This is a genomic window from Nonomuraea sp. NPDC049695, assembly GCF_040674955.1.
GTDB classification, from domain to species: domain Bacteria; phylum Actinomycetota; class Actinomycetes; order Streptosporangiales; family Streptosporangiaceae; genus Nonomuraea; species Nonomuraea helvata.
Genome location: NZ_JBFANV010000023.1, coordinates 19833 through 45163, shown reverse-complemented (window position 1 = coordinate 45163; position 25331 = coordinate 19833). Strand labels below are relative to the sequence as shown.

Genomic DNA, 25331 nt, shown 5'->3' with positions numbered 1-25331 from the left:
CGCTTTCTAGGCCGACAAAAATGGATCATGTAGGGTGAGCCCGGCATATCCCCCCAACGGCCTGGAGTTCGCCGTGCCGCACATGTCCCGTCGCCAGGTTCTCTCCTTGATCCCCGCCGCCGGCCTGCTCGCCGCGGCCGGCCCCGTACGTGCCGCGGCGGGGATCGATCACGCGCGGCTGATCGCCAACACCGTGGCGATGTTAGCGGGGACCCCCGACGTCAACGCCCGGCCCGAGGTCGCCGCCAAGCTCGCGGCGATCCTCGGCGCCGCCAGGCAGCGGCTGGCCGCCATGGACAAGGCGGGCGACGGCGAGCTGTTCTCCGGCCTGAAGCTCGGCACCGACGACGTCAACCTCCGGCTGGCCTACCAGTACCTGTACGAGATCGCGCTCGCGACCCGCACACCGGGCGGCGCGCTGGAGGGCGACGCCGCCGCCCAGCGGCGGGTCATCGACGGTCTGGTGTGGCTGCACGAGCGCTACTTCGGCGACCAGGCGGCGGGCTACTACGGCAACTGGCACAACTGGGAGATCGGCATCCCCACCCACGTGAGCAGGACGCTGGCCCTGCTGGCCGAACGGGTGCGGGACGAGCGGCCCGACCTGACGGCGACGTACATCGCCTCGATGGACGCCTACCTGCGCAGCGGCAAGGACGGCGACGTCGACCTCGACTCGCGCTTCCACACCGGGGCGAACCTGGCCGACATCACCGCCAACCGGATCGTGCAGGGCGCGCTCACCGGTGACGACGCCCGCGTCGGCAAGGCCATCTCCGACCAGGCCACCGTCTTCGCCACGATCGACCCCTACAACCTCCAGCACGGCAACACCGACGGCTACTACCGCGACGGCTCCTTCATCCAGCACCACTCGGTCGCCTACACGGGCTCGTACGGGAAGGCCCTGCTCACCCGCGTCGTACAGACCCTCAAGACCCTCGAGGGCGCCACGAGCGGCGGCACCTCCGAGGACCTGGCCGGCGTGGTGTACCGCTGGGTCGCCGACGGCTTCGCCCCGCTGATCTTCGAGGGGTGGATGATGGAGATCGTCAAGGGGCGGGCGGTCTCGCGCACCACCACCGGCTACGCCGACGTCGGGGTGATCGTGGAGGCCGTCGCCGACCTGGCCGACCACGTCGAGGGCGCCGGCGCTCTGGCCCTGAAGAAGTACGTCAAGTTCCTGCCGGCCGCCGACACCTCCTCCTTCGTCTCCCCGGTCAGCGTCGCCCGCTACGCGGCCATCCGCGCCGACTCCGCCATCCCGGCCGCCGACCTGAATCCGTCGGAGCGCTGCGTGGCGTTCAACGCCATGGACCGGACCGTCCACCGGCGCCCCGGCTACGCCTTCGCCCTGGCGCGCAGCTCCGACCGGATCAGCAAGTACGAGTACATGAGCGGCGAGAACCTCATGCCCTGGTTCCAGGGCGACGGCGCGTACTACCTCTACCTCGCGGGCGAGGACCAGCGGGAGGTCTTCGGCGTCGACTACTACACGGCCGTCTCGCCGTACCGGCTGGCCGGGATCACCGCGCCGGTGGAGGAGCGGCGTACGGTGCCCGAGCTGTACGGCCGCCTCTGGTACGAGAACCCGGGACACCCGCTCAACTTCACCTCCTCCTCGGAGTCCCAGAACACCTACGTGTACTTCCCCCGCGCCGGGAACGCCTTCTCCGGCGGCGCGACGCTCGGCGCGTACGGCGCGGCCGGCATGGTCCAGTCCGACGACGCCGCCTACACCGCCAAGCAGGCGGGCATCCTGCCCGACGACTTCGTCGTCTACCGCGACGCCCGCGCGACCAAGTCCTGGTTCATGCTCGACGACGAGATCGTGGTGCTGGCCGCGAACGTCTCCGGCCAGGGCGGCCGCGACGCGGTGACCACCGTGGACAGCCGCATCGCCGCTCCGGGCGACGCGGTCGCGCTCACCGGCGAGAGCTGGGACGGCGGGGCCTGGCAGGCGGGCGGCACCACGCCGCCGCGCTGGCTGCGCTACGCCAACGGCACCCGCCGTACCGCGATCGGCTACGCCTTCCTCACCCGGCAGCCCGTCACGGCCGGGCTCGAGACGGTGACCCGCAGCCGCCAGGTGGTGCGCACGTCCAACCCCGCCGCCGGCGTGACCAAGAACGTCTTCACCGCCTCGATCAACCACCCCGCCACCGGCCACCTCACCGCCCTCGCCTACGCCCTGGTCCCGAACGCGACCGAGGCCCGCCTGCGCGCCTACACGCACGGCCCGCTCACCGTGCTGGCCAACGACCGGCATGTGCAGGCGATCAAGCACAGGACCCTCGGTATCGTCGCCGCCAACGTCTTCGCCGACGGCCCCCGCCCGGTGGAGCGCCTGCTCGTCGACGGCCCCGCCTCGGTCATCGTCCGGTACGGCGAGCGCACGACCGTCGCCCTGTCCGACCCCACGATGCGACGCGACCGCGTCAGCGTCGTCCTGCACGGCGCGGCTCTCCGCCTCGACACGGCCGACGAAGGGGTGACGGTACGGCGCGTGCCGGGCGGCACCCTGATCCAGGCCACGACCCGCCACTCCCACGGCCGCACCTTCACCGCAACCCTGCGCTGAACGTTCCAGGTGCGGGGGTCAGTACCCCCGCACCTGGGGCCAGGCCAGCTCGAACCCGTCGGCGACCAGCTCGGCCTGGAACCGTTCGAGCGCGTCGGCGTCCTCGTGCACCTGCGCCGGCTCGAGCCCGTACCGCAGGCAGTGCGCCGCCAGGGCGCCGGCCGCCTCGCCGGTGTTCCACTCCACCGGGTGCAGGCGGTAGCAGCCGTTGGTGATGTGCGTGGTGCCGAGGTTCTTCCCGGCGGCCAGCACGTTGCGCATGCGCACGGGCAGCAGCGCGCCCAGCGGGATCTGGAACGGGCAGCTCGCCACGTCGATGTAGTTGTCGCCGCCGGTGGAGGGGTGCAGGTCGATGCGGTACATCCCGACGCCCACGGTGTCGTGGTAGGAGAGCGCGCCGTGCTCGCCGCGCACCGCCAGCGACAGGTCCTGCTCCACGACCGTGCGGCGGGCGCGGATGCGCCGCGACTCGCGGATGTAGGGGCTCTTGGCCAGGCCGTCGGCGGTGCCCATGACGTCGGGGCGCAGCCGCAGCCCCGGCCAGCCGGTGCCGCCGTCGGGCCGGGGCGCCTCGGTCTGCAGCCAGTACAGCATGCTGAGCGCCTGCTCCCTGGCGCCCTGGAGGTGCAGGGCCCGCTCGTCGTCGGAGACCCCGATCAGCGGGCCGGGGAGGTAGTCGATCTGCGGCCAGTTGACGATGACGACGTCGCTGGCCGCGAAGCCGGGCTCGAACACCTCCCGGCACAGGACGCGCCGGAACACCCACAGGTCCTTGTCCCCGGGGTCGAGGCTCTGGTCGGCGACGACCGGCCCCGAGGAGGCGTGCGGCACGAACGTGCGCGGCTTCGGCTCCAGCGTGCGCGGGTCGGGCGCCACGAGGCTGAGCAGCCGGTCCGGCCAGAACGGCGGCCGGTAGTCCCGCCAGAAGGCGTACTCCTTGGGCCGGTCGATGGTGTGGTCCTCACCGTCGCGGTGCTCGACGGCGAAGATCCAGGAGAACGCCTGCATGTTCGCCGGCTGGGCCTGCGCGGGGGCGCTGGGCTCGCCGGTCTCCGAGGCCGGCTCGAAGCCGGTGACGTGCTCGATCCCGGCCAGCGGCAGCAGGTCGCCCAGCTCGGTGGCGTCGAGCACGTACGGCGCCCGGACATGGAACAGCTCTCCGTCCGGCCCCGCGAAGCTCACTCCGGTCACCCGGTCGCCGTCCACGTCGGCGGCCACCGGCCGGTGCAGGTAGCGGATCGTCAGCCGCCCGGCCGCGAGGTAAGGGCCGACCATGGCGGCCAGCACCGCGGCGGCCACCCGCGGCTCGCAGCAGAGCCTGCTGACCGTGCCGCGCCCCGGGTTGAGATCGGGCGCCTCCCGTGACTCCCTGGTCAGCGGGTACCAGGCCCGGTAGTGATCGCGGATGGCCTCCCGCAGCCTGCGGTAGGAGCGGGTCGCGCCGAACTGCTCGATCCACGGATGCTCGTCCGGCGGCACGCCCTGACTGGTGAGCTGCCCGCCCAGCCAGTCGCTCTCCTCGGTGAGCACGACGGTACGGCCCCGCCGCAGCGCCGCCAGCGCCGCCGCGACCCCGCCCATCCCGCCACCGACCACCAGCACATCGGCCTCGGCACCCGTCATGCGTCACCTTTCTCGAAGAAGTCGACCTCGCCGCGTTCCATGAGGACGATGAGACTCAGCAGCGCGCCCCAGGTCTGGAACGGCTCGCTGTTCGGCTTGTCGCACGCGCCGCCGTGGACGCTGGAGTAGTTCTCGTGCACGTGGCGGTGCTCGTTCCATTCCTTCAGCACCAGCCGGGAGCTGCCGTCGGCGAGCCACGCGGCCGCTTCGCGCTCGCCCGCGCGCAGCAGCCCCAGGTAGACGAGGAAGTTCACCGGCGGCCACGCCCGGCCCGCCCAGTAGCTGCCTTCGCCGATGTCGACGGGCTCGCCGCGCGGTGAGGTCGGCAGCACCCATGCGCCGCCGAAGCCGTCGTCGGTCATCAGACGGCCGGGCACCATGCGCCGCGTCCGTTCCCCCGCGCCGACACCGGCCAGCAGGGGGTAGAAGCTCATGGTGGACAGCCGCTCGGTCGGCAGCCCGGTGTCGGTGCGCCTGCTGCGGTAGACGCCGCTCGGCTCGTCCCACAGGGACTCCATCGCCGCGACGACGGCCGCGTGCCGTTCGCGCAGCTCCGCCGCGGCCGCACGGTCGCCGAGGACGTCGGCGATGCCGGCGAGCGCCTCGCAGTCGGCCGCGTACAGGCTGTTCAGCCCCACGTCGTGGGCGGCGAGCAGGCTCTTGCCCTGGTCGAAGGGCACGTCCTCGAAGACGGGGTGGTTGTCCCAGCCGGTCTCGCAGGTCGCGCCGAAGTGCTGGTGGATGCGGGGGACGTCCTGCGGCGAGGGGAACTCGGGGTCGAAGTACGTCGAACCCGCGCACAGCAGGTCGCCGTCCCTGCGCACCCGCCACCACCACCGGTTCCAGGACAGCAGCGGCTCGAAGGTCTCCTCCAGGAACCACCGGTCGCCGAACCTGCGGTAGAGCTCCCGGGTCACCAGCGAGCCCACCGGCGGCTGGGACCCGTCGTAGGTCTTGCGGCCGGTGCCCTGCTCGACGTTCGGGACGAAGCCCTCCGGCGTCAGCGCCCGGAGCATCTCGACGGTGTTGACGTAGGCGAGCTCCTTGCTCGACACCGCCGCCAGCAGCGCGTTGAAGAACGCGTCCCAGCAGAACAGGGCGTAGCCGCCGCGCTTGCCGACGTTCCAGAGCCGGCTGACGGTCGTGACCACGCGGGAGCGCGACGGCTCGTAGATCGTGTTCCAGGAGATGGCGTCCCTGACGATCTCGCGGTGCTGCGCCAGGGGATCGGTACCGGCCGCCCCGATCTCGGCGGAGGCGCGGGCGATGATCCGCGCGATTTCCGCCAGGTCGCGGGAGCGGCCGGTGCTGATCCCGACGGCGCCGGTCAGCTCCATCGCCAGGTACGGCCCGTCGACATCGGCGTAGGGGTCGTCGACGTGCGGTGCCGTGCAGAAGACCTGGACGGTTCCGCCGGGTCCTGCGGCGGTGATCCGGTCGCCCGCGCGGGTGACGGAGCCGGGCCGGTTCCACAGGTAGGCCACGCCGGCGGTCAGCAGCGCGCTCTTCCGCTGGTTGGCGGTGGGCGTCACCAGCACGACCAGGTCGTCGCCCGCGTGCGCGGTCTGCACCCGGATGGTGATGCCCGCCCACGTCACGGTCGTCTCGGTGTAGCCGCCGTCGTAGGCGTGCCGGCCCAGGGTGACGCTCTCCGCGCCCTCGGTGCGGCGGCCGATCTGCGCCGTACGCAGTGATGTGCCCCGGTAGTACTCCTTCAGGCCGAGGGAGAGGCCCAGCGCGTCGGGGAGGAGCACCTGGGTGAGCACGCTCCGCGTGTCCCAGGTGTTCCACCCACGGGCGAGCGAGGCCTGAACGTGGGCGTAGTTCGTCATGTGTTCCTTTGCGTGGGTATCCACACGCGCATGGCGTGCGGGCCGCGGTTGGCCCAGGCGTAGTAGGGGATCAGCGTGAGGTCCGTGGGCCGCGGCGGCGGGACCGGCTGCCCGTAGGGCCGGTAGGGGGACTCGGCGGGTCCCGTCGCGAGCGCGCCACCGGCCCGGAGCACGGTCACGCCGTCGAGCAGGTCCGGCCGGTGTTCGGGGCGCGGCGGCGTGGCGGGGTCGATGCGGAGGTCCTCCAGCACGACGCCGGACGGCTGGTCGGGCCCTTCGATCGCGTACACCAGCGGCCCGCGGGCGACGGCGACGCACCCGCGCGCGGCGTCCACGCGGTCGTCGGCCACCAGGAGCCGGGCGGGCATGGGCATCCGCAGCACCACCCGCTCGCCGGCCTGGAACACCCGCCGGACGCGGGCGTAGCCGCCGGGCGCCACCGGCTTGCCGTCCACGGTGGCGCCTTCGGCCCAGTCGGGTACGCGCAGCGCCAGCTCCACCTCCCGCCGGGGCGCCTCTCGCACGGTCACCGTGACCAGGCCGTCCCACGGGTACTCGGTCTCGACGTCCACGGTGAATCCACCGGAGGTCAGCGTGCTCCGGGCGTACAGGTGCACCTGGAGCCCGTCCTCCGTGCCGGTGGCCAGGTACGCGGGGAGGCCGGCCAGCGTACGCATCACGTTGGGCGGGCAGCACGCGCAGTTGAACCACGGACGGCGGCCGTGGGCCGGCGACCGCTGCACGTCGCCCCGTGCGCCGGTCCGCCGGTGCAGCGTGTTGACGTAGAAGTAGTCCGCTCCGGCCAGCGACACCGCGGGCAGGAGTGCGTTGTACAGCAGCAGCTCGATCTGGTCGGCATAGGCGGATTCGCCGGTGGCCAGCAGCAGCCGCCACGCCCACTGCATCGTCCCGATCGCGGCGCAGGTCTCCGCGTACGCGCGATCGGGCGGCAACTCGTACGCCTCGCCGAACGCCTCGCCGTCCCACCGCGAGCCGACCGCGCCGGTGACGTGCTGCTTCTGGCGGCGCATCGTGTCGTACTGGCGGCGCACCGCGGCCAGCAGCTCGGCGTCGCCGGTCTCGATGGCGACGTCGGTGGCGCCCGCGGCGAAGTAGACGGCGCGCACGGCGTGCCCCTCCGGCGCCGCCGTCTCCCGTACGGGCAGCCGGTCGGAGTAGTGGGCGGGGTCGCCGTAGTGCGAGGGGTCGAAGCCCGGTTTGGTGGCGCGGCCGTGGCCACGGGCTTCGACGAAGTGACGGGCCAGGTCCAGGTAGCGCCGCACTCCCGTCTGCCGGTACAGCTCGACGAGTGCCATCTCCACGACTGGGTGGCCGTCCAGCTCACCGCGCCGGACCCGGGCGCTTTCGGCACCGCGCTGGTCGGGGCCGAACGTGTCGGCGAGGTGGTCCGCCAGCCGGGTGGCGACCTCGAGCAGGTGTGTCTGGCCGGTCGCCCGGGCGGCGGCCACGGCGGCCTGGAACAGGTGGCCGGCGCAGTAGTGCTCGTGGCTCGACCACAGCCGCTCGTACCGTTCCTCGCCGCGGAGCTGGATGGCGGAGTTGAGGTAGCCGTCGTCGCACTGCGCCGCCGCGATCGTCCGGCCGAGGGAGCGCAGGTGGTCCAGCAGCGCTTCGTCGGGGCGGCGCGCGTGCTCCCAGGCGACCGCCTCCAGCCATTTGTAGACATCGGAGTCGCGGAAGCTCGCTCCCTGGGCGGCGCCCGTGGTCTCGCCCGCGGCGATCCGGAGGTTGCCGATGTGGCCCGCCTCGACGAGGCGTTCGTGTCCGAGCGGGATCGCGGCCCGGTTGGCCTCCAGCCGGCGGGCCCAGAACCCGCCGGTCACCTGGTTGGTGGAGAGCGGGCGCAGGACCACCGGGGCGGCCGGGCTCGGGACGGCCGTCACAGGGGTGCCTGCCGCCGGAACCGTACGGCGTCGGCGATGACGTAGCCGTCGGCCGCGTCGCTGAGCTCGACGTATCCGGCGAGGCCGGCCTTGAAGGAGAAGGTGCCCAAGGACGTCCATTCGCCGGTGCGGGGGTCCGGCACGCCGCGGTTGCGCTGGTTGACGGTCACCGAGGTCGTGCCTGCGGCGTGGTGGACGACGTACTTGGCGTTGGTCGCCCGGTTGGGGTCGGCCGTCCAGGAGACGAGCACCTCGTAGCGGTCGTCGCCCGGGAGCGCGGGCCGCCACCGCGCCACGTTCGCGCCGGTGCCCTTGGCGTGCGTCACGTAGTTGAACCCGTAGTACCCGGGGATGCTTCTGCCGCTCGGCCAGGTGCCGGTGACGTCGAAGCCGAGCCCGCCGTTGTCGACGGTGACCTCGTCGCGGACGTCCGGTGAGGCGGACGCCTGGACGAGGCTCAGCTGGTCGAGCGAGAGGGTCGTCCCGCCGCCCCGCCCCGGGCCGGCCAGCGTGAAGCGGATGGTGTGCTGGCCGGGCCGCAACGACATCCGGCCCAGCAGCGCGACGTCGTAGCCGTCGCCGCGGAAGGCCGTCAGGTCCACCGTGGACGTGCGTGGCTTCTTCCCGTCCACGGTCACCGTCATGAGACCCCCGCCCGCTGACCGGTAGTAGCGCAGCCACAATTCGTGCGTACCGTCCTGGGCGACGGTGAAGGGATACTCGATGTAGTCGCCGGTCGCAGCGGGCAAGAAGACCGCGCGGGCACCGCCGCGCGCGGTGGCCTCGAGCACCACCGACACCCGTCCGCCTGATCGGCGGGCGCGCACTGCCGGGACACCCAGGTCGTGCGTGCTCTCGGTCAGGCTGGGGCCGGTGGCCAGGCTGTCGCGGCCCCGCGTCAGCCACTCCAGGTTGAAGCGGGCGGCGGCCACGCGCCGCGGGGTGCCGTCGAGGTCGCCGTCGCAGCCGTACAGGAGCACGATCGTGCCGTCGGACAGGGACGCCAGGTCCGAGTAGTACCCCCGGCCCGGATTGACCGACCGGCTGTACCGGAAGGAGTAGCCTTCGTCGTAGCTCACCGCGACGGTCATGTTCCAGCGCATCGGCGCGTCCGGCCGGCTGAACAGCACGCGGTTGACGTCCTGGCTGCCCGGCCCGCCGGTGTAGCGGACGAGGCTGCTGTCGACGCCGTTGAAGAGGCCGGGGCTGAAATCCATCCTGGGTGGCGACCACGTCAGGCCGCCGTCGTCGCTGACCGCGATGTCCCTGGGCCAGTCGTTGCCCGAACCGGGCCGGCTGTTCATCACCACCGTGCCGTCCGCGCGCTGCACCAGCCGGGCCTCCCCGACGACGGGGTAGCTCTCGCCCATCGGCACCTCGCCGCCGGCCTGCCAGGTGCGGCCGTGGTCGTCGCTGTAGACGGTCGAGACGCCGTAGTGGCGGTCGGCGGTGGGGACGCCGGTGATGACGGTCCGGTGCGAGACGGTCAGGAGCAGCCGGCCCGAGTCGAGCTGGACGCCGTGACCCGGCCCCGGACCGTGCATCGCCCAGTTGTACGGGAAGTGGTCGAAGAGGCTGGTCAGCTCGCGCCGCTCGCTCCAGGTGGCGCCGCCGTCCGTGCTGGAGATGACGTAGAAGGTGCTGGAGTCGGCGGAGCAGCTGGTGTTCTCCGGCAGCCGCACGCAGAGCCCGTGGAACAGGAAGACCTCGCCCGTCACCCGGTCCACCACGAAGGTGGGATTGGACCAGCACTGGCCGTCATCGGCGAGCGCCACCGCCTGGGACGGGCTCCAGGTCTGGCCCTTGTCGGTGCTGCGGCGGACGAGCAGGTCGTGCGGTCCGGCGTCGCAGTTCTCGTGCCGGCCCTCGGTGCAGGCCAGGATCGTGTCGTCGGGCAGGACGGCCAGGCCGTACACGTGGTAGCTGGCCAGCGGATCCACGTTGGTGTCCCACAAGGTGGTCTCCGCGAAGAACGGCGCGGCTGCTGCAGCAGAGGCCGCCGTGGGGGAGGCCGCCGCGGGGGAGGGGAAGGCGGTCGCGGCGGCGCCTGCGGCGAGCCCTAAAGCGAACGTCCGCCGGCTGATGGGCATGGTCATGCGACTCTCCTGGGGGGCGAGGGCCGGTTCACTGGGATGGACGTGCTGCCGGCAGCGCGGCCGGCCGTACGAGGTCGTGCAAGGGGGCCAGCGCGGTACGCAGCGCGGCGAGCTCGGTGTCGTCGAGGGACAGGAACGGCGCCGCCGCGTGCGGCGGGCAGAGCCCCAGCAGGTGGAGGGCGGTCTTCATCACGACCACGCCGCTGACTCCCGGCCGGATGCCGAAGAGCGCGGCCAGCCGGTTCACGTCGTGCTGCAGTGCCGCCGCGGTGGCGTGGTCTCCGTCGCGGGAAGCCCTGAACAGGTCGGCGCAGAGAGCCGGGGCGAGCATGCCCACGCCGGGCACCAGCCCGGCGGCTCCCAGGCGCAGCCCGTCGGCGAGCTGCCGTTCCGCGCCCTGGGCCACCTGGAAGCCGGGCCGTTCCCGGGTCAGGGCGCAGAACTGCCCGAACAGGTCGGCGTCGCCCGAGCTGTCCTTCAAGCCGACGACGGCCGGCTCGTCGAGCAGGCGGCGCACCACGGACACGGGGATGGGGTTCCCGGTGTACCCGGGGCTGTTGTAGATCACCACGGGCCGGCCGTGGCGGGCGGCGTCGCGGAAGTGCGCGTGCAGTTCGCGTTCGGTGTGCCGGAAGTAGGTCGGCGCGAGCACCACCACGGCGTCCAGGTCGAGGCCGGCGAGGCACTCCATGCGCTGCAGGGTCTCGCGGGTGCCCGCGCCTGTCGCGCCGACCATGATCCGGGCGGACGCTCCGACCAGATCGCGCCACATGGCCGACACCTCCGCCGCGTACGCCCGGACGTCGTCCGGGGTCAGCAGCGGACCCTCGCCGTTGGTGCCGGCCAGCATCAGCGTGGTGACGCCGCCGGCCGCGAGGTGGGCCAGCAGCGGCCCGACGGCCGGTGGGTCGGGCCGCCCGCGTCGGTCGAGCGCGGTGACGAGCGGAATGACCAGCCCGGCGACCGGATGGTCGGGGCGGTCGGTGACGGTGGCCATGACACCTCCCTCGGCGAGTGATCCGGACGGTACCGGCGATCTCCCCGAGACGTCCAGAGGCTAATAGGTATTAGCTTTTCCAGCCAGGATTGCCACATTTATTCATCCCAGCTCCATTGACACCTCACAGGAGCGAGAGCCAAACTTTGCGTTCATCCCGTTAGGCGCATTAGCAGGAGGCGCGGATGAGTCGCGGACCGGTGCGAAGGCCGACCCAGGCCGACATCGCGCGCCTTGCGGGGGTCAGCCAGGCCACCGTCTCGCTCGTGCTGAACGAGCGCGACTCGGACGTCCGGATCAGCCCGACGACCCGGGAGCGCGTGCTGGCGGCGATGCGCGAGTGGGGCTACGTCGCCAACGCCTCGGCGAGGTCACTCGCCGGCGGCCAGAACAAGATCATCGGGGTGTACACCTTCGAGCCGGTCTTCCCCACGACCAGCGTCGACTTCTACTTCCCGTTCCTGCTCGGCATGGAGCAGGCGGCCGCCGAGCTAGGTTACGACCTGCTGCTGTTCACCAGCGCCGGCGGCGAGCGGCAGGTGTTCCGCGACGGGGCGACGCGGCTGTCGCTCGCGGACGGCGCGCTGCTGCTCGGGCGCGACCCCAACGTCGAGGAGATCGAACGGCTGCGCGACACCGGTTTCCCGTTCGTCTACGTAGGACACCGGGAGGTGTCCGGAGCGCCGGTCTCCTATGTGGCGGCCGACTACGCCGGAGCGACCCAGCAGCTCACGGAGCGGCTCTTCGAGCTCGGGCACAGGCGCGTCGCGTACGCCCGGATCGGCGACGGCGACGCCCAGCCCAGCCGGGACCGGGAGAAGGGCTTCCGGCGGGCGATGCCCGCCGGCGAGGCCAGGCGGCTCACCGGCCCGGTGTGGACGCTGGAGTCCCCCGACGACGTGGCGGGCCTCCTGGCGGAGATCCGGCACGGCGGGATCACCGCGGTGGTGGCGGAGCAGGTCCTCCTGGCAGAGGAGCTCCTGGCGTGCGCGCAGCGGGACGGGATGTCGGTCCCGGGCGACCTGAGCGTCGTGGTCCTGGGTGACTCCACCGGCGCCCGCCGCACCGACACGCCGTGGACCGGCCTGGCGGTTCCCCGTGAGGAGATGGGCCGGCAGGCCACCCACCTGCTGGTACGGCTGCTGGAGACACCCGAGCCGGATGCCCGCAGAGAGAACGTCGAGTGCCCCCTCATGCCGGGCACGACCGTGGCCCCACCAAGGAGAGAGCAGTGACCAACCCCGCCCCCGACGTGGCGCGCCTGCCGCCCGCCACCCGGTTACCCTCGTCCGCCGCCGCGGGGCGGCCCGCATGATCAGGGTCATCGCCAAACGGCTGCTCGTGGGCGTGCTGGTCATGTGGGGAGCCGCCTCACTCATCTTCCTCATCGTCCGGGTCGCGCCTGGCGATCCGGCGACGATCCTGCTGGGCCCGGACGCGAGCCGGGAGCAGGTGGCCGGGCTCACCGCGAAACTCGGGCTCGACCGGCCGGTGTTCAGCCAGTACCTCGGCTATCTCGGCGACGTCGCCCGCTTACGTTTCGGCGACTCCTACCGCTTCGATCGGCCGGCGATGTCGGAGGTGTTCGAGCGCCTGCCCGCGACCGCCGACCTGATGCTCGCCTCCACGCTCATCGCCGTGTGCCTCGGCCTCGTGCTGGGGCTGCTGGCGGGCGGTCGCCCTGGCGGCGCGGTCGATCGGCTGGTCACCGCGGGCACCATCGCCCTGCAGTCGTTCCCCACCTTCTGGGTGGGCATCATGCTGATCCTCGTCTTCGCGCTGGCCTTCCGCCTGCTGCCCAGCGCCGGGGCGGGCACGCCCGCGCACCTGGTGCTGCCGGCATTCACGCTGGCCCTGCCGTTCACCGCCATCGTGGCCCGCCTGACCAGGACCAGCGTCGCGGAGACGATGCGCGAGCCGTACATCCGCACGGCCCGCTCCAAGGGCCTCACCGAGCGGCAGGTGCTGGTCGGCCACGCGCTGCGCAACTCCCTCATCCCCGTGGTGACCATCGTCGGGCTGCACATGGGCGGCCTGATGGGCGGCGCGGTCGTGGTCGAGAACGTCTTCGCCTGGCCCGGGCTCGGGACGCTGGTCGTGGACGCGGTCTCCAACCGCGACTACGCGGTCGTGCAGGCGGCCGTCTTCCTCATCGCGGGCATCGTGATGCTGTTCAACCTCGTCGCCGACCTGCTCTACTCCCAGCTCGATCCGCGTATCAAGCTGGACGGTGCGGCATGACGGCCCTCGCCCTCGGGAGGGGGCGTGCCGTGTCCCGGCGGTTGCTCGGCCGGATCCCGTACGCCGTCCTCGCCCTGTACGTCGTGGTCGGCGGGCTGGGCCCGCTGCTCATCGACTACAACCCGGTGCGCGTCGCTCTCGACGACCGGCTGCTCAGCCCGGGAGCGCGGCTCGCCTCCGGCGGGATCGCCTGGCTCGGCACCGACGCCCTCGGCCGTGACGTGCTCGCCCAGGTCGTCTACGGCGCACGCACCTCGATGATCATCGGTGTCTCGACGGTCGTCGTCTCCTGCGTCGTCGGCGTGGCCATCGGCGTCGTCGCCGGCTACGTGGGCGGCTGGCTGGACACCGTGCTCGCCCGCGGCATCGACATCCTGCTCGCGTTCCCGGCGATCCTGCTGGCCATCGTGATCGCGGGCGCCTTCGAGCGCAGCGTCCTGGTGGTCGTGACCGCGCTCTCCGCGACGGCCTGGATCTCGTTCGCGCGGGTCACCCGCGGCGTCGCCCTGTCGATACGGGAACGGCCCTGGATCGACGCGGCCCGGGTGCTCGGCGTGCGGCCGCTGTCCATCCTGCTGCGGCACATCCTGCCGCTCACGGCCGGTCCGGTGGTCGCCCTGGCGACGCTGGAGTTCGCTCTCGTCGTGCTGGCCGAAGCCGGGCTCAGCTTCCTCGGCATCGGCCTGCCCAACTCGGCGGTCTCCTGGGGCCAGACCATCGCGAACGGAAAGCAGTACCTCGAAAGCGCCTGGTGGATCTCGACCCTGCCCGGCGTCGCGCTGTCGCTGTTGATCATCAACATCGGGATCCTCGGTGACCAGCTCACCGCCCGACACGGCCGCGGACACCTGAGGTGAGCCGCCGGCCGGCTGACCTCCCTTCCCCCCCACAAGCACCCCCGGAAGGCGGGAAACGTCAATGACCAGACCCCTTGCCTCAGGTAGGCCGCGGCGCGCGGCACTGGCCCTCATCGCCGCCGCGGCCCTCGCGCTCAGCGGCTGCAGCGCCGCCACCGGCGGCGGCAGCAGCGACAGGGGCGACAGCGGCAGCGGCGGCGGGATCACCGTCGCCGGCACGTACGCGATCGAGAGCCTCGACCCGGACAGCCCTGCGGGCGGCGGTGCCACCGGCACCCAGCTGGCATCGCAGGCGATCTTCAGCCGCCTGGTGCGGCCGCGCCCGGACGGTAGCCTGCAAGGTGACCTCGCCACCGTGTGGAAGCCCGACGGCACCGCCTCGCAGTGGACGTTCACGCTCCGCCAGGGCGTGAAGTTCAGCGACGGCAAGCCTGTCACCGCCGACGACGTCGTCGCCTCGTTCAAGCGGTTCATCGAGCTCAAGAGCACGAACGCGGCCAACTTCACCGGCTACACCATGACCGCCGCCTCGCCCACCGAGGTGGTACTGAAGGCCGCGAAACCGGACGCGGCGGTGCCGTACAAGCTGGCCGTCTTCTACGTGATGCCCGGCAGCCTGACCGGCGAGAATCCGGCCTTCTTCCAGAACCCGGTCGGATCGGGGCCGTTCAAGGTGGAGAAGTTCGATCCGTCCGGGACGCTCGTCCTGGTGCCGAACCCCGGCCACTACGGTGGCACGCCCCAGGTCAAGCGGGTCACCATCCGCAAGATGCCCGAGCTCGCGGCCCGGCTGACCGCGCTGCGGACCGGCGAGGCGGACCTCGTCTGGGGCATCCCCGACGACCAGCTCCCGGAGCTGCAGCGCGACTCCAACCTCAAGGTCGAGACGGTGCCCAGCACCGCCGTGTTCACCATGTGGTTCAACTCCTCCGCGCCGGCGCTGAAGGACGCCAAGGTGCGGCGGGCGCTGTGGCAGGCGGTCGACTTCGCGACCATCATCAAGCGGCTGTACCCGCAGACCGGCACCCTCGCCGACGCCCCCGTCTCGCCCGTCACCCTCGGCCACGTCCCCCAGGAACCCGTCGGCCACGACCCGGCCGCCGCCAAGGCCGCGCTGACCGCCGCCGGCTTCGACTTCTCCACCAAGCTGCGGCTGCAGTTCGCCAACGCCGAGTTCCGGCCGTTCAACCAGGCGGTGGTCTCCGACCTGCAGAAGATCGGCGTCCAGGTGGACCTGCTGGAGAAGGAGCAGGCGGTCTTCACCAAGGACCTGCTCGCCCTGAACTGGGACATCAACTTCCAGCAGCTGTCGAACCCCACGTACGACTCGGCGAACACGCTCGGCCGGCTGTACCCCTGCGCGGCCAAGCGCAACGGCTACTGCAACCCCGAGCTCGACAAGCTGCTCGCCGCCGCCGGGGCGAGCCCGGACAAGGACGAGCGGGTCAAGCTGTACGGCGAGGCCAGCAAGATCATCTGGGGGGACGCGGTCGGCATGTTCCCGATGGCGGTCAAGTTCGCCTACGCCTGGAACCACCGCGTCACCGGCGTCACACCGGACCCGAACGGGCTGCCCGACTTCTCCGGCATACGGGTCAGCAGCTCATGAGCCGGACGCGGACACCGGCCGACGCGGCTCCCGGCGACCCGCTGCTCGAGGCGGAGGGGCTGCTCGAGGTGGACGGGCTGGTCGTCGACCTGCCCGTCGCCGGCGGCGCCGTCCGGGTCGTCGACCGGGTGACGTTCGACATCCCGCCGGCGACGACGGTCGGGCTCATCGGCGAGTCGGGCAGCGGCAAGACGATGACCGCGAACGCCGTGATCGGCCTGCTCCCCGACGGAGCGGCGACCGGCGGGGAGCTGCGCTGGCGGGGTGAGAACCTCCTCCAGGCGAGCCCTGCCCGGCGGCGCCGCCTGCGCGGCCACGAGATCGCGATGATCTTTCAGGATCCGCTGGGCGCGCTCAACCCGACCCAGACGATCGGCCGCCAGGTGGGCGAGATCCTCCGCCGCGCCGGCCTTTCCCGGGCCGAGGTGCGCCGGCAGGTGCTCGAACTGCTCGAGCGGGCCGGCGTCCCTGAGCCGGTCACCAGGATGCGCAGCTACCCGCACGAGTTCTCCGGTGGGATGCGGCAACGGGCCATGATCGCCCTTGCCCTGGCGGGCAATCCGGCGCTGCTGCTCGCCGACGAGCCCACCACGGCGCTGGACGTGACGGTGCAGGCGCGCATCCTGCGCCTGCTCCGCTCCATACAGGAGGACCAGGGACTGGCGATGCTCCTCGTCAGCCATGACCTGCGGGTCGTGGCGCACGTCGCGCACCAGGTCGTCGTCATGTACGCCGGCCGGGTCGCCGAGCGCGGCCCCACCGCGGCGGTGCTGGCCGGCCCGGCCCACCCGTACACCCGCGCACTGGTCGACAGTGTGCCCGCGGTGCGGACCCGTACCGCACTGGCGCATCCGTTGCCGGGAACGCCGGCCACACCGGCGAACCGCCCGCCGGGATGCGCGTTCCATCCCCGGTGCCCGCTGGCACGTGAGCGGTGCCGTACCGAGGAGCCGCAGGTCAGATCCGTCGCGCCCGGCCGGTGGGCCGCGTGCCACTTCGCCGAGGAGCTGCTGCAGCGATGAGAGAGGGCGTTGACGGCACCCTGCTCGAGGTGCGTGACCTGCGGGTCACCTTCGGGCAGCGGGCCGCGTGGCTGCGGCCGCGCGCCGCCGGCCGGTCCGGTGAGTTCGTCGCGGTCGACAGCGTGAGCCTCTCGGTGGCTCCCGACGAGATCGTGGGGCTGGTCGGAGAGTCGGGGTCGGGCAAGACCACGGTGGCCCGCGCGATAGTCGGCCTGGTCCGGCCCGACTCCGGCGCCGTCCTGCTCGACGGCGTGCCCCTGGGCCCGGCCGGACGCCGCACGACGGCGCAGCAGCGCGCGGCGCAGATGGTCTTCCAGGATCCGCGGTCGTCGCTCAGCCCGCGCATGACCGTCGCCGCGATCATCGACGAGGCATGGCGCACCCATCCGAGTTCCGCCCCGCCCGGCGACCGTACCGCCGCGCTGCACCGCCTGCTCGACGACGTCGGCCTCGACGCGAGCGTCGCCCGGCACCGGGCGGACGAACTGTCCGGCGGACAGTGCCAACGGGTCAGCATCGCCCGCGCGCTCGCTGTCAGGCCCCGGCTGCTGGTGTGTGACGAAGCGGTGTCCGCCCTGGACGTGTCGGTCCAGGCACAGATCCTCCGCCTCCTGGTCGACCTGCGCGAACGTCATCACCTGGCGATGCTCTTCATCTCCCATGACCTCGGCGTAGTGCACCAGATCGCGGACCGGATCGCCGTCATGCGCCGCGGGGTGGTGGTGGAGGAAGGGCGGACGACGGAGGTGCTGGGGTCGCCGCGGCACGAGTACACCCGCAGCCTGCTCGACGCCGCACCCGAGCTGTCCGGCGCCGGTTCCCAGGACGGGGAGGTGGCGAGGGGAGCGTAGGACCGCTTATGTGAGAGCCGCTTATGTCAGTGCCGCGGTCTAGGCTCGCGGCATGGCGCAGGTCCTCCGGCTCACCCGCCGCGACGCGCGGCGGGCAGCCGTACGCGCGCAGCGGGAGCGCCCGGCCGGCCTTGGAAGCAGGAGGGATCCATGACGACTCTGCCCGATCGTCCGCACACCGCGCTGCTCGTTCTCGACGTGCAGACCGGTGTGATGGCCGGCGCCCACGACCGCGACGGCGTGATCGCCAACATCGAGACCCTGATCGGCAAGGCCCGCGCGGAGGGCGTGCCCGTGGTGTGGGTGCAGCACTCCGACGACCGTCTCCCGCGGGGCAGCGAGCACTGGCAGTACGTGCCGGAGCTGGCCCGCCGCGATGCGGAGCCGCTCGTCCACAAGAGCTACGCCGACGCGTTCGAGGGCACCGAACTGGAGGCGGTGCTGGCCGAGCGCGGGGTGGGCCGGCTCGTCGTCGCGGGCGCCCAGACCGACGAGTGCATCCGCTCGACCCTCCACGGGGCCTTCGTCCGCGGCTACGACGTGACGCTGGTCGGCGACGCGCACACGACGGAGGACCTCAGCGAGTACGGCGCGCCGCCGCCGGAGCAGGTGATCGCGCACACCAACCTCTACTGGCGCTGGCACCGCGCGCCCGGCCGCCGCGCGGGCACCGCCGACACGGCGGACGTCAGCTTCGCGGCGGACGACGCGGGCTGAGCCGGCGCGCTGACCTGAACTATTATTTAGCGACTTCAGGCATGTCAGTCATGCCAGTGGCGTAATTGAGCAGGGCTTGAGCTCTATCAAAGGCCGCTCCCGATCAACCTGCGGAGCAAAATAGGTCGCCGCACGTGCCCAGGAAAGGTGGGTGAAGCCGCGTTTTCATCAGGTCCAAATGGCGCGACCGGTTACGCGCAACGCCTGGGCCGTGCCCCGGATTTCTGCGATTATCCCTATGACCGGTCATATCCCGGTGGCTGATCATTCTTGTGGGGATGGGGATGAGCCTTGAGTGGTTGGCGGCGCTCGCCGCCGCGGGCGGTACCGCACTGGTGGAAGCGGCGGCCACCGACGCCTGGAAGACGGCACGTGACGGATTCGCCCGGCTGTTCGGCAGGGGCGACGAGGACCGCACACGGCTCGCCGAGTCGCGGCTGGACGAACTCGCGGTGCGCGTGGAGAGCGCCGACCCCGAGACGCGGGCGCAGGTGCGCGCCCAGGCCCTCACCGCTTGGCAGGTGCGCCTGACGGACCTGCTGGAGGAGAGTCCGCAGGCTGCGGCCGAGCTCCGCGACCTGGTCACCCGCATCGAGGAACTCATCCCGGCCGCAGGGCAGCTCTACGTCCAGCGCAACACCGCCTCTGGTCAGGGGACGGTGAATGCCGTGCAGCACGGTTCGCAACACGTCTACCGGTATTCGCCCCAGGATCCGGGCTGACGCGGGGTCAACCGTGACCCCGTCGTACCAGCAGATCAACCAGGCGCAGCCGGGTGGCGTGATCAACGTCGCCCAGCACGGGGACCTCCACGTCCACCAAGGCGAACCCGCCTACACCCTTGAGCCCTGGACGGCCGCGCCCGCTGCCGTGCCCGGCAGGGCCCGCCGGCAGCCGAGTTGGCTGCTGGCCGCCGCCAGTCGCGTCGTCACCTTCGTGGGCAGGGAGCAGGAGCTCGACGCGCTCGCCGCCTGGCGGGACGCGCCTGACCACGGCTTGTCGGTCCACCTGCTGCACGGGCCGGGCGGCCAGGGAAAGACCCGGCTGGCGGCGGAGTTCGCGGCGGCCTGCGCGGCTCAGGGCTGGACGGTGGCTCAGGCGGCGATCCATCCGTCCCGCACGCGAGGCCCCTCGCCACCACCCGCGCCCGATGGTCAGGGTCGCCTGCTGATCGTGGACTACGCCGAGCGGTGGCCGGTGACCGAACTGCACGCCTTGTTCGAGGACGGCTGGCTGCAGTCCGGCGGGCCCGCTCGCGTGCTGCTGCTCGCCCGCCCGGCCGGGCACTGGTGGCACTCCCTCGAATACCACCTGGTCTCGGCGGGCACGCAGGACACGAGCGCGACCGCGCTGCAGCCGCTGGCCGAGGACGCCGCGGCAGCCGCGGCGATCTTCGTGACGGCGCGCGACTGCTTCGCCCGGATCCTCGAGGTGCCTCACGCCGCTTCGATCGGCCCGCCCCACTACCTCGGAGGGAAGGGCTTCCGGCAGGCTCTCGCCGTCCAGATGGCCGCGCTCGCGGAAGTGGACGCCCTCCGGACCGGCACGGACGCGCCGCGGGATCCGACCGGCCTGGCCATCTATCTCCTGGGCAGGGAGCGCGCGTACTGGCGGGCCCTGCGCGACGGCGGTCAGCTCACGACGGTGGAGGACGTCATGGCGCACGCCGTGTACACCGCCACGCTCGTCAGGCCGGTTCCCTACGAGACAGGCAGGGACGCCCTGATCAGGCTTGGTGTGGCCGCGTCCGTCGAGTCAGCCGACCAGGTCCTGCGCGACCACGCGTGGTGCTACCCGTCCGGCCATCCGGCCTCGGTGCTCGAGCCGCTCTACCCCGACCGGCTCGGCGAGGACTTCGTCGCGCTGTCCACTCCCGGCCACAACGCCGGGTACCCCAGCGACCCATGGGCGGCCGGCGCCGTCGACCGGCTGATCTGCGCGGAGGGCGAGGAAGAACCTGGATACGCGGGCGGTGTCGTCACCGTGCTCATCGAGGCGTCCAGGCGCTGGCCGCACGTCGCCACCGGCCTGCTCGTGCCGCTGCTCCTGGCGCGGCCGCGGCTGGCTCTCGCAGCCGGGGACGCCGCGCTGGCCCGCCTGGCCGAGCTGGACGTCGACATCGCCGTGCTGGAAGCGGTCGGTGCGTGCTTTCCCGAGGAGGACGTGAATCTCGCCGCGGGCATGGCCGCCGTCACCCAGCGCCTCGTGGCGCACCACCTCGCTCGTACGGATGACGCTTACGAGCGTGCCGACCTCCACTTCATCCAAGGCGTCCGGTTCGCGGCGGCCGGGCTGTTCGCGGACGCCCGCCAGGCCTACGGCGAGACCGTCGAACTGCTGCGCGGCCTGGTGGCCGCCGACCCGGACGCGTACGAGCCGCTCTTGGCCGAAGCCCTGAGCCATCTGGGCGCGGCGACGGACCCGCTCGGCCCTGGGCACGCGGATGGCGCGCTGTCGGCAGCCCAGCAGTCCGTGGGCATCCTGCGCCGCCTGGCCAGGGTCGACCCCGCGACCTACGAAAAGGGACTGGCGGGTGCCCTGCACAGACTGGCCATGGTGCTGGGCAACATGGGCCGGAGCGCCGAGGCGCTCGCGCACGCCGAGGAGTCGCTGGCCATCCGCCGCCGCCACGTCAATCCGGAGAACGAGGAGCAGCTCTTCCATCTCGCGATGCCGCTGAACAACGTCTCCAGCGGGCTCGCCGGTCTGGGCCGGCATGAGGAGGCTCTGGAGCTCAGCCGGCAGTCGGTCGCGCTCCACCGCCGGATGCTGGCTGCCGGCCGGGTCCCGCAGTCCGACCTGGCGCTCGCCCTGGCGAACCATTGCATGAATCTGTCGGAGCTCGGCAGGACGGACGAGGCACTGGCGTCAGGCCAGGAGGTTGTCGGACTGTTCCGGGCGCTGGCGACCGCCTTGCCGCGCCGGTTCGATCACGGCCTGGCCGAGAGCCTGTCCGATCTCGCGACCGTGCTCGCCGCCATGGACCGGGTGAAGGAAGCGATCGACTGCCTGCGCGAAGCGGCAGAGGCCGCCCGCCGGCAGGTCGCCGCCGACGCCCTCACTCACGGGCCGTTGCTCTGCCGGCTCCTGTGCCGGCAGAGCAAGCTGTGGCGGCAGTCCGGCCGGCCGCGGGAGTCCCTGGACACGGCAGCGGAGGCGGCCGAGGTGGCCCGTGCCCTTCTCGCGGAGGATCCACGGCCGTCCGGCCTCGACGTCGCCCATTCGTTCCTGGTCGCCGCCTTCGCCCGAGCCGAGCTGGGGCACCACGACCAGGCCGTGGCCGACGCGCGCGAGGGTGTGGCGGCATACCGGAAGCTGGCCGCGCTCAACAAGGGGGCGTACGCGGACGCGCTGGCGCACGCGCTGGCCGACCTCGCAGTCATCCTGCACAAGGCCGGCCGTCCCGAAGAAGCGGTGGTGGCCTGCGAGGAGGCGGTCGCGACCTTCCGTCGGCCGGCCGTCACCGAGCCCGCGACGAACAGGGCGAGGTTCGCGGGTGGCCTGCGGGCCCTGAGCCGCTACCTGCACGCCGCCGGGCGGCACGCCGAGGCGATCCAGGTCGCGGTGGAATGCGCCGACCTGCACGGCGAGCTGGCCGCGGACGACCCCGCCCGGTGGCTGGCCGCGCACGTGGACGCCACGGCGTCGCTCGCTGATCTTCTGGTCGAGAGCCGGCGCTGGGAGGAGGCCGCCAACCGTTTCGGTCAGGCCGTCGCATCGCTGCGGCCCCTGGCCGAGACCGATCCTACGGCGCACGCTTCGAACCTTGCGGGACTCCTGCAGGATGCGGGCATCCGCGCTCTGGACGCCGGGCGTGCCGACGACGCCGTCCCCCTGCTACGCGAGAGCGTCGAAATCTACCGGGAACTCGGCCGCCACGAGTGGCTCGGCCAGGCTCTCGTCGATCTCGCGATGGCATTGCTGGACGCCGGCGAGCCGGCCGACGCCCTCACCGTCGGGCTGGAGGCGACGGCCTTGCTCCAGGGCCTCGCGGCGGCCGATCCCGATGCGCACCGGGCGGAACTGGCCCACGGCCTGAGCGTGCTCGTCGACGTGCACACGGAGATGGACGCGCCCGAGCAGGCCCTGGCCGCGCTGGCCGAGTCCGTCGCGCTGTCACGAGTCCTGGTGCGGGACGACCCCGAGGCGTACGGCCAGAGGCTGGTGGGACGGCTCGGCAGATACCGTGACCGGCTGTCGGAGGCGGAGCGGCACGAGGAGGCGCTGCCGGTGGCCCGGGAACTGGTGGAGCTGACGCGGCAGGTCACCCCGCTCTCTCCGGAACGGCTCGCCGACTCGCTGCTCGCATTGTCGGAGGAACTGACGTTCACCGAACGGCTGGAGGAAGGCGTCGATGCCGCCAGGCAGGCCGTGGACCTGCTGCGCGGCACGCTCGATGAGGACGGCGACGACCTCGTCTGGGCGCTTCACTCGCTGGCCTGGTCCCTGAACCGGGCCGGGCGCCACGAGGAGGCGGTGGGCGTCGGGACGGAGGCCGTGCGCCGGCTGCGCGTCCTGGTCGCGCGGGATCCGGACGGGTATGGGCCGAAGCTGGGGAGCGTGCTCGGGGATATCGGCACCGGCCTGGCGGCGGCCGGGGAGCCGGAAGCGGCCGCGCGCGCACGCGCGGAGGCCGCCACCCTCGGTGCGGCCGAAGAGGAGCACGACGCAGCCGCCCCGGTCCGGCGTGACCCGGACGATCCGATCGAGGCGGCCCGCGCGGAGGTACGCCACGCGCGCCTGCGGGGCTCGCCGTACCTGCTCGGCCAGGCCCTGACCAGGCTCCGGAAGTCACTGCTCGACCATGGCCACGCCGAGGAGGCCGTGCTCAGGCTGGAGGAGGCCGTGGCTCTGCTGGCGGGCCTGACCGTCACGGACCCGCACACCTACGAACCGGAGTACGCCGCCCGCCTCTCCGATCTGGCCGACGACCTGATCGCGCTGCGCCGGTTCGACGAAGCCGAGGCGGGTCTGCTGGACGCGGTGGCGTTGTACCGTTCACTCACCCGCGAGGCCGAGGCGTTCCGTCCGGGGTTGCGCTCCGTCTTGGCGGAGCTCGGGGCGGTTCGCTCCATGCGCGGCCGGCACGGCGAGGCGGTCGGCTGTTTCGAGGAATCCCTGGCGCTCAGCCGGAGCGGCACCGACCCGTGGACGGTCGCGGAGGAGTCGCTGCGGTACGGCCGATGCCTCGCCCTGCTGAAGCGGCACGCCGAAGCCGTACCCGTGCTCACCGAGGCCGCCGAGCGCTTCGCCACGTTGACCTCCGACCGTGGGGACGCGGCCCGGTCTCAGGAGGCGTGGGCGCTGGCTCTGCTGGCGGACAGCCAGGCGGTCGCCGGTCACCCGGCGGACGCCCTGAACTCGACGGTGGAGGCCGTCGCCGCATATCGGCTCGTCGCCACCGGCGATCGTGCCGGTCTGGCCACTGCCCTGCACAACCTCAGCAACCGACTGGCGTCGGCGGGCCGGGTCCATGAGGCCCTGGCGGCGGCGCAGGAGTGCGTGGCGCTGAGGCGGGAGAGTGCGGAATCCGGGGCCAGGCTCATCCCCGCGCTGGCCATGTTGGCCAACCGGCTGAACCTCACGGGACAGCCCGCCGAGGCGGAGAGCGCGCTGCGGGAGGCCGTCGCTCTGGCGCGGGAAGGCATGCGGTCCGACGCGGCCGGTTACGCGCCGATGCTCGCCCTGGCCCTGTCGGAGTCGGCCCTCATGCTCGCCCGTGACGGACGCCAGGAGGAGTCGCTCCCCACCGCACGATCCGGCATCGCCCTCTGCCGGGACCTGCTCGGCGATCCACCGAAGGGAGATTCAGAGCTCTACCTCGTCCCGTCGCTCGCGGCCTGCCTGGAGGCGGAGGCACTGTCCCTGAGGATGTTCGGTGATCTCACGGGCGCGCGGGTCGCCGCGGAGGAGGCGGTGGGTTGGTGGCGTTCCACCACGAGGACCGCCGCCCTCGCCGCCGCGCTCGGCGGGCTGGGCGACGTACTCGCCGACTTGGGATCGTGGTCGGAGGCCGTGAGCGTCCGCGAAGAGGCGGTCCAGGTGTTACGCGATCGTGGGGGATATCCCATCCACGTGGCATGGGCATGGCGTTCGCTGGCTGAGGCGTTGTTCCAGGCGGGACGGCCGGAGGAGACCGTGGCGCCGCTGCAGACCGCGGTCGGCGTCTTTCGCGAGTTCCGCTCCGCGGACGCCACCGCGCTCGCCGAGAGCCTGGAGATGCTGTCCGGCTACCACGAGATCCTGGAACGGCCGGAGGACGCGCTCGCCGTATGCGAGGAAGCCGTACAGGTACGCCGGGAGCTGCTCGCGTCCGCCGCCCCCGCCACGAGCGTCGCACTGGCGCAGGCTCTCTACAAGATCGCCGGCGTGCTCGCCAAGCTGGGCCGTTTCGACGACGCCCTGGCAGCGATGGAGGAGGCGATCGAGCTGTTCCGCCGGCTTTCCGAGCTCAGCCCCGCCGAATATCTGGGCGAAGTCGCGTGGGGGATGCGCCATCTCGGCTGGTGTCTGATCGACCTAGGACGCTACGAGGAGGGCGCGGCACGCTGCGGGGAGGCCGTCGGCATCCTTCGCCGCTTCTCTCTGTCGGACCCGGAGACCGCCGAGCCGCTCCTGGTCAGAACTCTGTTCGACCAGGCCAGAGCGCTGAATCTGCTCGGCCGCCCGCTGGAGGGGGTGAGCAGGACAGAGGAGGCGATGGTCATCCATGAGCGCCTGCCACACGACGCGATAGCGATCCATCTGGTGCCCGATCGCCTCGCGCTGGTCTCCGAGCTGAGCGCGCAGCTCGCCTCCCTGGGCTGGTTCGGGCACGCTCTGCCCTACGTCGAGGAGGCGGTCGCTATCCTGCGAGATCACGTGGATCGCGGCGAGGAGGATTACCGGCCGGCGCTGGACGACATGCTCGGCGAGCTGGAACGGTGTCGTCGCGCGCTGGCCGGCCGCTAGGTCACCCCAGCGCGAGATCCTGATCCACCAGCAGTACTACCGTGCCACCA

The 25331-nt window shown here is 72.3% G+C and carries 15 protein-coding genes; 10 read left to right on the top strand and 5 right to left on the bottom strand.

Features of this window, described 5'->3' with window-relative positions:
* Positions 1–34 precede the first annotated feature (34 nt).
* Complete coding sequence (locus AB0J64_RS21460) at positions 35–2581, top strand: polysaccharide lyase family 8 super-sandwich domain-containing protein (RefSeq protein WP_364029262.1); 2547 nt, start codon at positions 35–37, stop codon at positions 2579–2581.
* 18 nt (positions 2582–2599) lie between these two features.
* Here AB0J64_RS21460 and AB0J64_RS21455 read toward each other — a convergent pair whose 3' ends face one another.
* From AB0J64_RS21455 to AB0J64_RS21435, 5 genes are read right to left on the bottom strand one after another with little or no spacing between them, the layout of a single operon-like run.
* Entirely contained in the window at positions 2600–4204 is a 1605-nt protein-coding gene (locus AB0J64_RS21455) for an FAD-dependent oxidoreductase (RefSeq protein WP_364029260.1), read from the bottom strand.
* On the bottom strand, positions 4201–6036 hold the full coding sequence (locus AB0J64_RS21450; RefSeq protein WP_364029258.1) for a trehalase family glycosidase: 1836 nt from the start codon (positions 6034–6036) through the stop codon (positions 4201–4203). Before AB0J64_RS21450 ends, AB0J64_RS21455 begins: the two co-directional genes overlap by 4 nt.
* Positions 6033–7940, bottom strand: coding sequence for a beta-L-arabinofuranosidase domain-containing protein (locus tag AB0J64_RS21445; RefSeq protein WP_364029256.1), 1908 nt, complete (start codon positions 7938–7940; stop codon positions 6033–6035). Before AB0J64_RS21445 ends, AB0J64_RS21450 begins: the two co-directional genes overlap by 4 nt.
* Positions 7937–10036 carry an exo-alpha-sialidase gene (locus AB0J64_RS21440; RefSeq protein WP_364029254.1) on the bottom strand — a complete coding sequence of 700 codons (2100 nt, stop codon included), beginning with the start codon at positions 10034–10036 and terminating at the stop codon, positions 7937–7939. The genes AB0J64_RS21445 and AB0J64_RS21440 overlap by 4 nt, the downstream gene beginning before the upstream one ends.
* A gap of 28 nt (positions 10037–10064) precedes the next feature.
* Positions 10065–11033 (bottom strand): dihydrodipicolinate synthase family protein, encoded by a 969-nt coding sequence (locus AB0J64_RS21435; protein WP_364029252.1) that lies wholly within the window; start codon positions 11031–11033, stop codon positions 10065–10067.
* A gap of 185 nt (positions 11034–11218) precedes the next feature.
* Here AB0J64_RS21435 and AB0J64_RS21430 point away from each other — a divergent pair, with 185 nt between their 5' ends.
* The 9 genes from AB0J64_RS21430 to AB0J64_RS21390 all read left to right on the top strand — a co-directional run bounded on the left by AB0J64_RS21430 (position 11219) and on the right by AB0J64_RS21390 (position 25281).
* Complete coding sequence (locus tag AB0J64_RS21430; protein WP_364029250.1) at positions 11219–12268, top strand: LacI family DNA-binding transcriptional regulator; 1050 nt, start codon at positions 11219–11221, stop codon at positions 12266–12268.
* 76 nt (positions 12269–12344) lie between these two features.
* Positions 12345–13274: an ABC transporter permease gene (locus AB0J64_RS21425; protein WP_364029248.1), complete on the top strand. Its 930-nt coding sequence runs from the start codon at positions 12345–12347 to the stop codon at positions 13272–13274.
* Between the two features lie 29 nt (positions 13275–13303).
* Positions 13304–14131: an ABC transporter permease gene (locus AB0J64_RS21420; protein ID WP_364029246.1), complete on the top strand. Its 828-nt coding sequence runs from the start codon at positions 13304–13306 to the stop codon at positions 14129–14131.
* A gap of 61 nt (positions 14132–14192) precedes the next feature.
* Entirely contained in the window at positions 14193–15740 is a 1548-nt protein-coding gene (locus AB0J64_RS21415; protein WP_364029244.1) for an ABC transporter substrate-binding protein, read from the top strand.
* Positions 15737–16762, top strand: coding sequence for an ABC transporter ATP-binding protein (locus AB0J64_RS21410; protein ID WP_364029242.1), 1026 nt, complete (start codon positions 15737–15739; stop codon positions 16760–16762). The genes AB0J64_RS21415 and AB0J64_RS21410 overlap by 4 nt, the downstream gene beginning before the upstream one ends.
* On the top strand, positions 16759–17613 hold the full coding sequence (locus AB0J64_RS21405) for an ATP-binding cassette domain-containing protein (RefSeq protein ID WP_364029240.1): 855 nt from the start codon (positions 16759–16761) through the stop codon (positions 17611–17613). The genes AB0J64_RS21410 and AB0J64_RS21405 overlap by 4 nt, the downstream gene beginning before the upstream one ends.
* 150 nt (positions 17614–17763) lie before the next feature.
* Positions 17764–18330 (top strand): cysteine hydrolase family protein, encoded by a 567-nt coding sequence (locus tag AB0J64_RS21400; RefSeq protein WP_364029238.1) that lies wholly within the window; start codon positions 17764–17766, stop codon positions 18328–18330.
* Positions 18331–18614: 284 nt separating this feature from the next.
* A complete protein-coding gene (locus AB0J64_RS21395) occupies positions 18615–19052 on the top strand; it encodes a hypothetical protein (protein WP_364029236.1) in 438 nt (145 codons plus the stop codon).
* A gap of 13 nt (positions 19053–19065) precedes the next feature.
* A complete protein-coding gene (locus AB0J64_RS21390; RefSeq protein ID WP_364029234.1) occupies positions 19066–25281 on the top strand; it encodes a tetratricopeptide repeat protein in 6216 nt (2071 codons plus the stop codon).
* Positions 25282–25331: the final 50 nt, after the last annotated feature.